At 69.7% G+C, this 12,540-nt stretch carries 7 protein-coding genes and 1 pseudogene; 6 read left to right on the plus strand and 2 right to left on the minus strand.

Features of this window, described 5'->3' with window-relative positions; all coding sequences use genetic code 11:
- The 4 genes and pseudogenes from CCN56_RS33060 to CCN56_RS33075 form a co-directional block, all read left to right on the plus strand.
- Window positions 1–326: pseudogene (locus CCN56_RS33060) on the plus strand (SseB family protein); the annotation flags it as partial.
- Complete coding sequence (locus tag CCN56_RS33065) at window positions 323–970, plus strand: hypothetical protein (protein ID WP_086831541.1); 648 nt, start codon at window positions 323–325, stop codon at window positions 968–970. The pseudogene CCN56_RS33060 and the gene CCN56_RS33065, both read left to right, overlap by 4 nt.
- Window positions 970–5,550, plus strand: a complete 4,581-nt coding sequence (locus CCN56_RS33070; protein ID WP_256962314.1) for a putative T7SS-secreted protein — start codon at window positions 970–972, stop codon at window positions 5,548–5,550. Before CCN56_RS33065 ends, CCN56_RS33070 begins: the two co-directional genes overlap by 1 nt.
- A gap of 1 nt (window position 5,551) precedes the next feature.
- Complete coding sequence (locus CCN56_RS33075) at window positions 5,552–5,899, plus strand: hypothetical protein (RefSeq protein ID WP_086831542.1); 348 nt, start codon at window positions 5,552–5,554, stop codon at window positions 5,897–5,899.
- A 69-nt stretch (window positions 5,900–5,968) separates the two neighbouring features.
- Here CCN56_RS33075 and CCN56_RS33080 read toward each other — a convergent pair whose 3' ends face one another.
- A complete protein-coding gene (locus tag CCN56_RS33080) occupies window positions 5,969–7,204 on the minus strand; it encodes a DUF1266 domain-containing protein (protein WP_086831543.1) in 1,236 nt (411 codons plus the stop codon).
- A gap of 102 nt (window positions 7,205–7,306) precedes the next feature.
- A complete protein-coding gene (gene aspS / locus CCN56_RS33085; RefSeq protein WP_086831544.1) occupies window positions 7,307–9,127 on the minus strand; it encodes an aspartate--tRNA ligase in 1,821 nt (606 codons plus the stop codon).
- A 170-nt stretch (window positions 9,128–9,297) separates the two neighbouring features.
- Here aspS and CCN56_RS33090 point away from each other — a divergent pair, with 170 nt between their 5' ends.
- Together CCN56_RS33090 and CCN56_RS33095 are read left to right on the plus strand one after the other, a co-directional pair.
- Window positions 9,298–11,421, plus strand: coding sequence for a SpoIIE family protein phosphatase (locus CCN56_RS33090; protein ID WP_086831545.1), 2,124 nt, complete (start codon window positions 9,298–9,300; stop codon window positions 11,419–11,421).
- Window positions 11,422–11,592: 171 nt separating this feature from the next.
- Window positions 11,593–12,408 (plus strand): MBL fold metallo-hydrolase, encoded by an 816-nt coding sequence (locus CCN56_RS33095; RefSeq protein ID WP_086831546.1) that lies wholly within the window; start codon window positions 11,593–11,595, stop codon window positions 12,406–12,408.
- The last annotated feature ends 132 nt before the right edge of the window (window positions 12,409–12,540 follow it).

Here is a 12,540-nt window from a genome sequence, read left to right on the forward strand (position 1 = left end):
GCGGTCCAGAGACTCTCGTGCCGTTCGACGGCCACGAGAGTCTCTGGACCGCGGACTTCAACGGGGTGCGGTGGATCTGCGCGTTCTCGGACGAGGAGGCGCTGGCGCGGTTCGCGGTCGCGCGCGGGGACGCCGAGCGGGAGTGGACGTACCGGACGGTCCTCGGCGCGCGGCTCCTCGACGTGATGGTGCCGGTGCTGCCGGGTCCCGGCGGGGTCGCGCTGGACGCGGGCAGTGCGGACGGGGCGCTGTTTCCGCCGGTGGCGGGGATCGTCCCGGACGCCGTGGCGGTCGATCTCAGGGAAACGGGGGCGGGGACGCGATGAGCGGCGACGAGCCGAATCTCGCGGTGCCGGCGGATGCGCTGGCGGCGATAGCGAAGGGCATCGACCTGGCGCATGCCGAGCTGAAGGATCTCGGGATGATCGGCGAGGCGTCGGCGGGCCGGGGGTTCTCGGATCTCGCCCTGTCCGGGCTCGAACTGGGGCACGGCGGTCTGACCTCGCAGTTCAAGACGTTCTGCGAGCGCTGGGAGTGGGGCGTCCGCGCGCTGACCATGCGGGGGAACCAGTTCGCCATCGGGGTCGGCCTGTCCGCGGGGTCGTTCGCGGAGCAGGAACGGTACATCAAGGACTCGATCAAGGTCGTCGCGAACGCCGTCAACGGCAACCCGCACCTGTCCGAGGACGAGGTCACGAAGAAGAGCTGGGAGACCATCCGCGACCAGCACGCGTGGGACAACGCGGACGGGAGCGCGGAGTCGTTCAGAAAGGCCCAGGAAGAGGTCGAGCAGAACTGGAAGAACACCGGCTACGACGTCTCGGACGCGGGGTTGGACTCGCTGGAGCGTTCCGGTCTGGTGGACCCGGAGATGCGCCGACGCATGGACGAGGAGCTCAAGGACGACCTCGCCCCGGACAGGGCGACCGTCGAGCAGGCTGAGCAGCCGCGTTGGGGGGACGACCGCTGATGGTGGACTGGGGCGGTTGGGTCGACAAGGGGATCGACAAGATCGGCGACGGCATAGGCGCCGGCATCGACAAGGGCAAGGAGTTCCTCGGCGAGGGCGTCGACCAGGCGACCGACATGACCGGCCGAATCCTCGACGCCGCCGGCACGCACGACTGGGCGGACGCGGTCGAGGACTGGGGCGACAAGACCGCGTCCTCCCTCGGCGCGGAGGTCGGGGAGCAGCAGCTCGGGCAGACCGAGCAGGCGGACGAGCTCATCCACGGCAAGCCGGAGAAGATCGCCGAGTCGGTGCAGAACCTCCGGGACTTCCAGAGGGCGTTCGACCTCGTCGGCGGCGGGATGAAGAAGCTGGACGCCGGTCACTGGAAGGGCGCGGCGGCCGACGCGTTCCGGTCGGCTTTCGAGACCCTGCCGACCGACTGGCTGCACGCCGCCGACGCGATGGAGAACGCGGCCAAGGCGCTGGAGACGTACTCCCACGCGATCGTGAGCGCGCAGGGCAGGGCCCGTGAGGCGATAGCCCTGTACAGGGAGGGCGACGAGGACTCCAAGGCGGCCCACGAGACGCACGAGAAGAAGGTCGCCGCCTACAAGGCAGCAAGCAGCACCGACAGCCCGCTCCCCGACCCCGGGGATTTCTCCGACCCCGGCACGGCCAAGCGGAAGCGCGCCCAGGAGATCCTGAACGACGCGCGCAAGGCCCGCGACGAGGCCGGGGAGGCAGCAAAGGCGGCGGTCGGCGCCGCCCTCGCCCATGCGCCCAAGGAGCCGACGGGCCGCGAGCGGGTCAAGGCCGAGCTGATGGACTACGGCGTGGGCACCAGCATCGAGCTGGCCCACTTCAGCGCTGGCACCGTCAAGGGCGTGGCCGGCCTGGTGAACTTCGTCCGCTCGGTCAACCCGACCGACCCGTACAACATGACCCACCCGGCGGAGTACTACAAGGGCGTCAACATGACGCTCGCCGGCCTGGTGTCCACGGCGGCGAACCCGGACAGGGCGCTGCAGGGCACCTGGGATTCGTTGAAGGCCGACCCGTCGGAGTTCGGCGGCCGGCTCCTGCCGGAGCTGATCGGCACGAAGGGCACCGGCCTGGTGCGCGGTGGCGTGCGCGCCGCGGTGAGGAACGGCACGAAGCGCCTGCTGGAGGAGAAGAAGCCGGGCGGGGTCCGCAGGGATGTCGAGAAGGATCCGCACAGCAACGGCAAGACGTGCCGCGAGACGAAGTGCGAGAGGGACCCGATCGACATCGCGACGGGCCGGATGCTGCTGCCGCAGACCGACATCGCCCTGCCCGGCTCGCTGCCCCTCGTGTTCCGGCGCACGTTCGACTCCTCGCGCCGCTCGGGGCGCTGGTTCGGCCCGACCTGGTCGTCGACGGTCGACCAGCGCCTTGAGATCGACTCCGAAGGCGTGATCTTCAGCTGCGACGAGGGCAGCCTCCTGGCCTACCCGCATCCGGCGCCGGGCGTCCCGGTCATGCCCACGCACGGCCGGCAGTGGCCGCTGGACCGGGTGGAGGACGGCTACACGATCACGGACCCCGACACCGGCACGGTCCGGCACTTCGTCGACCACAACGACGAACTGGCCCTCCTGGCCCAGCTGGACGACCGCAACGGCCGCTGGATCACGTTCGAGTACGACGAGTCGGGTGCCCCGGCGGCGATCGTCCACCACGGCGGGTACCACCTGAAGCTCACGACGAGCGAAGGCCGTGTGACGGCCCTCCACCTCGCGGACCAGGAGATCCTGCGCTACGGCTACACGGACGGCCACCTGACCGAGGTCGTGAACTCCTCGGGCCGTCCCCTGCGCTTCGGCTGCGACGAGCACGGCCGCATCACCTCGTGGACCGACACGAACGGAAGCCGCTTCGACTACGTCTACGACGACCAGGACCGCTGCACGTACCAGTCAGGCACGAACGGACACCTGGAAACCACGTTCACCTGGGACGGCGTCGACCCGGCCACCGGCCTTCGCATCACCACCCTCACAGACGGCCTCGGACACACCGAACGCCATCTGATCGACGACCGCGCGCAGGTGGTCGCCGAGATCGACGCCCTGGGCGGGGTCACCCGCTACGAGTACGACCGCCACAACCGCCTGCTGTCGCGGACGGACCCGCTGGGCCACGTCAGCCGCACCACGTACGACGAACACGGCCGACCGACGACGATGGAGCGCCCGGACGGCCGCCAGGCACGGGCGGAGTACGACGACCGCGGCTTCCCGATCCGCATCACCGGCACCGACGGCAACGTCACCCGCCAGACCTTCGACGAACGCGGCAACCGGACGTCGGTGACGGCCCCTTCGGGCGCCCGGACGGAGTTCGCGTACGACGAGTCGGGCCGGCTGACGTCGATGACGGACCCACTGGGCGCCACGACGCGACTGGTCGTGGACGCCCGCGGCCTCCCGGTAGAGATCACCGACCCTCTGGGCGCGGTCACCCGCTACTCCTACGACGCCTTCGGCCGTACGACCCAGGTCACAGACCCCCTGGGCGCGGTCACACGCCTGGAGTGGACGGTCGAGGGCCACCCGTCCCGGCGCATCGCCCCCGACGGGACGGTGGAGTCCTGGACGTACGACGGTGAGGGCAACTGCCTGAGCCACACGGACGCACTGGGCGGCACGACGAGCTTCACGTACACCGACTTCGACCTGCTGACCTCCCGCACGGGCCCGGACGGCGTCCGCTACGAGTTCGCCCACGACACGAACCTGCGCCTGACCCGGGTGACGGCCCCGCAGGGCCTGACCTGGGACTACGCGTACGACGCGGCGGGCCGGCTGGTCTCGGAGACGGACTTCGACGGCAGGACGCTGGGCTACGCGTACGACGAGGCGGGCCGGCTTGCCTCCCGCACGAACGGCCTCGGGCAGGAGATCGGCTTCGAGCGCGACGGTCTGGGCCGCATCGTCCACAAGGACGTCGAAGGCGCGGTCAGCACGTACGAGTACGACGTCTTCGACCAGCTGGCGACCGCGACCGGCCCGGACACGACGCTGACGCGCCTTCGGGACCGCTACGGCCGCCTCGTCTCGGAGACCGTGAACGGCCGCACGCTCTCGTTCACGCACGATGCCGCCGGTCGGCGAACGGGTCGGACGACGCCGGGCGGTTCGACGAGCACGTGGTCGTACGACGCGGCGGGCCGCCGTACCGAACTGACCTCGTCGGGCCGGACACTGGCCTTCACTCACGACGCCCTGGGCCGCGAAACGTCCCGCCGAATAGGCGACTTCGCGAACCTGTCGTCCTCGTTCGACCCGATGGGCCGCCTCACCACGCAGGAGGTCACGGGCGGTGCGGGCCGCCGCCTCCAGCACCGCGCGTACACGTACCGCGCGGACGGCGGCCTCATCGGCATCACGGACGAACTCTCGGGCGCCCGCCGCTTCGACCTGGACTCGGCCGGCCGTGTCACGGCAGTCCACGCCCACAACTGGACGGAGCGGTACGCCTACGACGAGGCCGGCAACCAGACGGAGGCGTCCTGGCCGTCGACGCACCCGTCTCACGCGGCGACGGGGGCACGTGCGTACGCAGGGACACGGATCACGACCGCGGGCTCCGTCCGCTACGAACACGACGCCCAGGGCCGAATAGTCCTCCGCCAGAAGACCCGCCTCTCCCGAAAGCCGGACACCTGGCGCTACGAGTGGGACGCGGAGGACCGCCTGACCTCGGTGACGACACCGGACGGCACGGTGTGGCGCTACGGGTACGACCCCCTGGGCCGCCGAATATCGAAGCAGTCCCCTTTCGAGACAGTCCACTTCACCTGGGACGGCTCAACCCTCTGCGAACAGACGACGGCCGACGTCACCCTCACCTGGGACCATGCAGGCCTACGCCCCCTAACCCAGACGGAGCGCCGCACGGGCACGGACTCCGTCGACGAGCGCTTCTTCGCCATCGTCACGGACCTGATCGGCACTCCGACGGAACTGGTCTCCGAGTCGGGCGACGTGGCCTGGCGCACGCGTGCAACGCTCTGGGGCACGACCACATGGACCCGCGACGCGACGGCCTACACCCCACTCCGCTTCCCGGGCCAGTACTTCGACCCGGAATCGGGCCTCCACTACAACCACTTCCGCTACTACGACCCGGAATCGGCCCGATACCTCTCTACGGACCCCCTGGGCCTGGGCCCGGCCCCGAACCCGGAAACGTATGTCCACAACCCCCACACGTGGGCGGACCCTCTCGGCCTGGCGCCGTGTCCTCACATCGACGATCGGAAGCTGGATTACCTTTTCGATAAAGACATCAAGGCGGACGAGCACAACAGCCCCAGAGCAAGACAGAACGCGCAGCAGCTGAAGAGCATCGGGTTCCATGACACTCCGGCTTCGAGGCAGTACGTCATCGATCATCTGAAAGACGCGACAAGCAATGGCTTCGACCGGACCTTCACGAATCAGTGGGGCGAGTTCGGCGAGGTGAAGTCGGCCATTTACGGGCCTTACGGGATCCGCCAGGTAGAGGCCACCTGGCAAATAATGGAGGATGGAACCCTGAGGTTTTCCACCGCAATCTTCAAAGGCGGCAGATAGCATGACGAAAGAAGCATTCTCAGTACCTGACCTGCACCGCTTCGCAGAGTCCCTTGGGGTTGACCCCGTGGAAATCGAAGCGGATACACAAGAGATCGACCTGGAAGACGTCACCGGGGAATCGTTGCGCTTCAGCTTCAGTACCGCCGGCCGGTCAATTCGACTGTTGTGGACTCGAGAGAGTGGCACGGTGGACATCTTCAGAGAAGGTGCGACGCGCCTTTGGATCGAGGAAGGGGGCAGGGAGACCATCCTGTGTACAGAGTTCGCGACAGGCTCTATAAAAGGATCTCTCCGACTCAGGGTTTTCCCACATATCGAGCTCAAGGACGAGCTTCTGTTCTCTTAGCCGGGAAGACTGCCCCCCCCGGAGGAGTCCGCTACCTCATGCGTTCTGCAGCTTCCGCAGCGCCGTCCCTCAGTTCCACGGGATCGTGAGCCACGGGCTGGTCAGGCCCGTCGTGAGGGCGCGGTGAGTACGGAGGGTCTTGTCGTACCACTCGCCGAACTCCTCCTCGTCGAAGTGGAGGCAGCGGCCCAGCGCGTAGCCCGCGGAGAAGTCCGCCCACGAGCGGTAGTTGACCTGGACGAGGCGGCCGGCCCGGATGACGGCGGCCTCGGCCTCTGGGAGGGTGCAGTAGCGGGCGGCCAGGCCCCAGCGGGCCATGGCCGAGGCGCGGCCGTAGTCCCATGCTTCGACGGAGCGGATGTACGCGCCCTCCCGCAGTAGGCCGTCGGCCCGGAAGCGCGCCTCGTAGCGGGTGATCCGGCCGATGAGCCGGTGGACTCCTTCGACCTCTGCGGCGAGGTAGGAGGGAGATGCGGCGCGGCCCCGCGTCACGCCGTCGGGGGTCAGTCGTGGCTCGGCAGCCTCCTCCGCACGCAGACGCATCATGCGCTCTGCGGCCTCCCGCCAGTGGTCCGCAGAAACGGTTCCCGCGAAATCCCGGGCCAAGGAGTGCCGCAGCCCGAGGACGAACTCCCAGACTCCGCTCACCATGTCGGCCCGCAGCAGCCGTTCCTGAGTGCGGACCCATTCCTCCCGGCTCGTGACGCCCCACCACTGGTCCAGCTGTTCGCGTTCCTTGCGGTAGCCGTCGCCGTGGTTCGCCATGGCGTTCCAGAACTGGCCGTTCTGCACGAAGAGTTGGGCGCCCACCGCGAGACCGAAGGCGACCTGTCCTTGTCGAGGCCCGCCTATCTCAAGTGTGTGGACGACGTCGTGGGCCAGCCCGACGGGCCGTTCGCTCTTCTCGAAGTGGTGCCGCCACCGGGCCCGACCCTCCGGAGTCGCGGCCAGGAACCCCTCGCACGGGCTGCCCGGGTTCACCACGAGATACGCCGGGTCCCCGGGCTCCCAGACCCGTGCGAACCACCCGAGGTTGCGAATGACGAAGACCGGATCCTCGACGGGGGTGGGCAGCATGCCGGCGGTGTGGACGGCCAGGCACGCGGCCCTCATCCGTTCATCCCAGTAGGGACGGAAGATCGTCACCTCAGGATCCGCGTCCGCCTGGTGCCGCGGTTGCGGGAGGTACAGGTCCGCATCCGCGACCAAGTCGTAGTACGTGAGCCAGTCGTCGCGCAGTCGCGCCTCGTACAGTCCGCGTTCGATGACGCTGGGTGCCTGCCAGTGGCCCGCTGAAGCCTCCATGCACAAGATCGTACGAGGAACGGAAGGGCGATTCGCGTATTGGAAGCAGAAGAGGCCCGAAACCAACGTGTGGTTTCGGGCCTCTCTTGTATCCGGTGAGGCTTACCGCCCCGCCTCCGGGTGGACCGACTCCGTCACCGGGCGGTCCTCCGTGACGACCTTCTTCTCGACCGGCTTGCGGAGCTGGATGTTCAGCTCGCGCAGGCGGGACTCGTCCAGCTCGGTCGGGGCGCCCATCAGGAGGTCCTGGCCGTTGCCGTTGAGCGGGAAGGCGATGATCTCGCGGATGTTCGGCTCGTCGGCGAGGAGCATGACGATGCGGTCGACGCCCGGGGCGATGCCGCCGTGCGGCGGGGCGCCGTACTCGAAGGCGCGGAGCATGCCGGCGAACTCGGCCTCGACGGTCTCGCGGCTGTAGCCCGCGATCTCGAAGGCCTTGAACATGATCTCGGGCTCGTGGTTCCGGATGGCGCCGGAGGAGAGCTCGATGCCGTTGCAGACGATGTCGTACTGCCAGCCGAGGATGTCCAGCGGGTCCTGGGTCTCCAGGGCCTCGAGGCCGCCCTGCGGCATGGAGAACGGGTTGTGCGAGAAGTCGATCTTGCCGGTCTCCTCGTCCCGCTCGTACATCGGGAAGTCGACGATCCACGCGAAGCGGAAGACGTTCTCCTCGAACTGGCCGGCGCGCTTGGCGGCCTCGACCCGGACCGGGCCCATGATCTTGGAGACCTCGTCGAACTCGCCGGCGCCGAAGAAGACCGCGTGGCCGGGCTGCAGGCCGAGGCGCTCCGTCAGGACCTTGACGTTCTCTTCGGTGAGGAACTTGGCGATGGGGCCGGTGAGGGCGTTGTCCTCGCCGACGCGGACCCAGGCCAGGCCCTTCGCGCCCAGGGAGACCGCGAAGTCGCCGAGGGAGTCGAAGAACTTGCGCGGCTGGTCGCCGGTGTTCGGGACGGCCAGGGCGCGGACGTGCTTGCCGGCGAAGGCCTTGAACTCCGAGGCCTCGAAGACGTCGGAGATGTCGACGAGTTCGAGGTCGGTGCGCAGGTCCGGCTTGTCGTTGCCGTACTTCAGCATCGACTCGCGGAACGGGATGCGCGGGAAGGGGGAGGTGACGTGGCGGCCGCCGCCGAACTCCTCGAAGAGCTCCGTCATGAGCTTCTCGATCGGCTGGAAGACGTCCTCCTGCTCGACGAAGCTCATCTCGACGTCGAGCTGGTAGAACTCGCCCGGCGAGCGGTCGGCGCGGGCGTCCTCGTCGCGGAAGCAGGGCGCGATCTGGAAGTACCGGTCGAAGCCGGAGATCATCAGCAGCTGCTTGAACTGCTGCGGCGCCTGCGGCAGCGCGTAGAACTTGCCCGGGTTCAGACGGGACGGGACGACGAAGTCGCGGGCGCCCTCGGGGGAGGTCGCGGCGAGGATCGGGGTCGCCATCTCGTTGAAGCCGAGGGCCACCATCTTGGAGCGGATGGAGGCGATGACGGCGGAGCGCAGCATGATGTTGCGGTGCATGCGCTCGCGGCGCAGGTCGAGGAAGCGGTACTCAAGGCGCCGCTCCTCGTTCACACCGTCGTCGGTGTTGATGGTGAAGGGGACCTGCTTGGCGGCGCCCAGGACCTCGACCTCGGCGGCCTCGATCTCGATCTCGCCGGTCGCGAGCTCCGGGTTGACGTTGTCGGCGCCACGGGAGACGACCTTGCCGTCGACGCGGACGACGGTCTCCTTGGTCAGCTTGTCGAGCACCTCGGCGGCGGGGGTGCCGGGCCGGGCGACGAGCTGCGTGATGCCGTAGTGGTCGCGCAGATCGATGAAGAGGATGCCGCCCAGGTCGCGCCGATTGTGCAGCCAGCCGCTCAGCCGGACGTCGGTGCCGACGTCAGAGGCGCGGAGCTCGCCGCAGGTGTGGGACCTGTACCGATGCATCGTCGTTCATCCAGTCTTCGGGATCTTGGTGGTGGGCGGCTGCCCCGTGGCCCCTGTCACGGACGTCACAGGACACGCGGGCAGACCCACCCAGGGTACCGGCCGGGCCACGATCGCATTTCGAATACTGTCGGTGGCGACCTGCTGTCCGATATTCATAAAGTGGGGCAATGCGCACCGAGGACGTCCTGGCCGCGATCGCGACCGGCCTGTGGCGCTGGGACAACGCGTCCGGGATCGTCTCGCTCGACGCCGAGGCCGCCCGGCTGCTCGGGCTGCCCGCGGAGCCCGTGCGGCTCACCGAGGCGGCCGTACGGGCGCGTTTTCATCCGGTCGACTGGAACGAGATCGACGGGGTGGTCAACCTCGCCGTCGCCGAGGGCACCCTCGCCGAGGCCCGGCTGCGGATCATGGACGGGCACGGGCGGGTGATCCGTACCGTACGGAGCAGGTCGAAGCCGCTCATCCGGGGGAACGACTACCAGCTGGTCGGCACGCTCCAGGAGGTCGCCGAGCAGCCGCCGGGCACCGCCTCCCGCACCCCCATCACCGGCGACTGGCGCCGCTCCCGGGAGGCCTTCCTCCTCGACGCGGGGCGGGCGCTCGCCGAGGCGCGGTCGACGGCCGAGGTGCTGCGGGTGGCGGCCTCGCTGTCGATGCCCGGTTTCTCGCCCGACGGGCTCGCCGTCTTCGGCGTGGCCGGCGACCGGCTGACGGTCATCGGCCACCACGGGCACAGCGAGGGCGACGAGGGGCCGTTCTCGTCGATGTCCCTCGACACGGACTATCCGGCGGCGGAGGTCGTACGGACCGGGCGGGCCATCTATCTGCCGACGCCGGAGGAGTACCTGCGGCGGTTCCCCATGACCTGGCCGCTCGCGCAGCGGTTCGGGCGCCGCTCCTGGGCCTTCGTGCCGCTCGTCGTCGCCGGGCGGACGATGGGGGCCTGGATGGCGGCCTTCAAGCACCCGGTGGCGTTCACGCCCGACGAGCGTTCGGTGCTCACGACGGTCGCGCGGATGCTCGCGCAGGCCCTCGCACGCGCGGGCGTGGCCGAGTCCGAGCGCGAGCTGTCGCTCGGCCTCCAGCGGACGATGATGCCGGTCCTCGGTCCCGGCATCCCCGGCATCCAGGTCGCCGCGCGGTACGTGCCGACCGGCGGCGGGCTCCAGGTCGGCGGCGACTGGTACGACATGATCCGGCTGCCCGGCGGCTCCTCCCGCACCGGCGGGCGCGGCCCGGGCCGGATCGCCCTCGTCATCGGCGACGTGCAGGGGCACGACGTGCGGGCCGCCGGCCTGATGGGGCAGCTGCGGATCGCCCTGCGCGCGTACGCCTCCGAGGGCCACCGGCCGGACGCGGTGCTCTCGCGCGCCTCCCGCTTCCTGTACGGGATCACGGACGGGGACGACGGGGACGGGAACGGCGGCGGTCCGCGTTTCGCGACCTGTCTCTACCTGGAGGTCGACCTGGAGACGGGGATCGTCGACATCGCGCGGGCGGGGCATCCGGATCCGGCGGTACGGATGAACGACGGAACGGTTCTGCTCAGGCCCACGGCCGGTGGCCTTCCGCTCGGCATCGACCCCGACACCGACTACCCCACCACCCGGCTCACCCTGGACCCCGGCGAGACGTTGATGATCTGCACCGACGGGCTCCTGGAGACCGGCGGGCACGACCTGGACAGCGGCTGGGAGCGGGTACGGGCGCTCCTGGAGTCCCACGACGGCGAGGACCTGGAGGGACTCGCCGACGCGCTCGTGGAGGCCGTCCACGGGCCCGGCTCGCACCACACGACGGGCCCGCTCGCCGACCGCCGCGAGGACGACATCGCGGTGCTGCTGCTCTCCCGCCGGCCCGCCGGGCGGATCGTGGAGGCCCCGCGCCGCACCCTGATGACGATCGCCCAGGCCGAACCGGAACGGATCGCCGAGGCGCGCGAGCAGGTCCGGCAGCTGCTGCACGACTGGTCGGACGAGGACCAGCTCGACGCGGCGGTCCTGATGGTCTCCGAGATGGTCACGAACGTCCTCGTCCACACGGACGGCGACGCGCTCCTGGTGGCCGAGGTGGCGTGCGGCGAGAAGTCGCGACGGCTGCGGGTGGAGGTCTCCGACGGGAGCGACGAACTGCCGCACAAGCGGCACCCGGGCGAGATGGCGTCGAGCGGGCGCGGGCTGGTCCTGATGGAGATGCTGGCGGACGCGTGGGGGGTCGATCCGCGGGGCGAGGGCAAGGCGATCTGGTTCGAACTGAACGAACCGAAGTCGGAGGGCGGCTGCTGCGGCTAGCCCCGCCGCTGTGGGTCTGCGTCCCCGTTGTGGGCAACTGTTCCGCTGGGGCAAGGGGGTCCCCCTGCTCGGCTTCGCCGGGGCAAGGGGGTCCCCCTTGTCCTGCGGGACGCCTGCCCACACGGGAGACTGGTTTCGTACGGTCGCGTGTGGGGGACCACGGAGCACGCCATGGACACCCACAAGGTCGGCAGCGACACCACGGTGATCGCCGACAGTCTCGACGTCCCGGGCATCGGGCACGTCCCCGCCAACGCCTACGTCCTCACCGCCGCCGAACCCGTCGTCGTCGACACCGGGCTCTCGGTCGAGGACCGCGATTTCGTCGCCGCGCTCGGCGGGGTCATGGACCCGGCCGACGTCCGCTGGATCTGGCTCACCCACCCCGACCGGGACCACACCGGCGGCATCTTCGACCTGCTCGACGCGGCCCCACGCGCGCGCGTGGTCACGACGTTCCTCGGCTTCGGCATCATGTCGACCGAGCGGGCGCTGCCCATGGACCGGGTGTACTTCCTCAATCCGGGCCAGTCCCTCGACGTCGGCGACCGCACCCTGCACGCCTTCCGGCCGCCGCTCTTCGACAACCCCGCCACCGTCGGCTTCTACGACGACCGGACCCGGATCTGCTTCAGCTCCGACTGCTTCGGCGGCCCGATGCCGAGCGCCGAGCTCGCCGAGAGCGGGCACGCGAGCGACCTGAAGCCGGAGGAACTGCGACGGGCGCAGCTGCTGTGGGCGACGATCGACAGCCCGTGGGTGCACCTGGTGGACGCGGAGAAGTACCGGGCGTCGCTCGCCCCGCTGGCGGAGATGAACCCGGAGATCGTGCTGTGCACGCACCTGCCTCCGGCCGTACGGATGACGCCTCGGATGCTCGACACGATCGCGGCCGCCCCGGACGCCGACCCGTTCGTCGGCCCCGACCAGGCGGCGCTCGAACAGCTCCTGGGCTCGTTCGAGGCGGGTGGGATGGCGGCGGCCTGAGGGGCCCGTCCGACAAGCCCGTCCGACAGGCCCGCCCGACAGGCCCATCCGACAGGCCCGCCCGACAGACCTGTCCGACGGACCTGTCCGACCCTGAGCCGCCGGACAGGCCCTAAGAGGTCCTAACAAAGG

The sequence above is a fragment of the Streptomyces sp. NRRL B-24572 genome (assembly GCF_002156145.1).
In the GTDB taxonomy this organism is placed as follows: Bacteria; Actinomycetota; Actinomycetes; order Streptomycetales; family Streptomycetaceae; genus Streptomyces; species Streptomyces vietnamensis.

Bases quoted from the DNA above. Each gene is read 5' to 3' on its own strand.
- CCN56_RS33070 (WP_256962314.1), top strand. From the start codon at position 970: ATGGTGGACTGGGGCGGTTGGGTCGACAAGGGGATCGACAAGATCGGC.
- CCN56_RS33075 (WP_086831542.1), top strand. From the start codon at position 5,552: ATGACGAAAGAAGCATTCTCAGTACCTGACCTGCACCGCTTCGCAGAG.
- CCN56_RS33080 (WP_086831543.1), bottom strand. From the start codon at position 7,204: ATGGAGGCTTCAGCGGGCCACTGGCAGGCACCCAGCGTCATCGAACGC.
- CCN56_RS33065 (WP_086831541.1), top strand. From the start codon at position 323: ATGAGCGGCGACGAGCCGAATCTCGCGGTGCCGGCGGATGCGCTGGCG.
- aspS (WP_086831544.1), bottom strand. From the start codon at position 9,127: ATGCATCGGTACAGGTCCCACACCTGCGGCGAGCTCCGCGCCTCTGAC.
- CCN56_RS33090 (WP_086831545.1), top strand. From the start codon at position 9,298: ATGCGCACCGAGGACGTCCTGGCCGCGATCGCGACCGGCCTGTGGCGC.
- CCN56_RS33095 (WP_086831546.1), top strand. From the start codon at position 11,593: ATGGACACCCACAAGGTCGGCAGCGACACCACGGTGATCGCCGACAGT.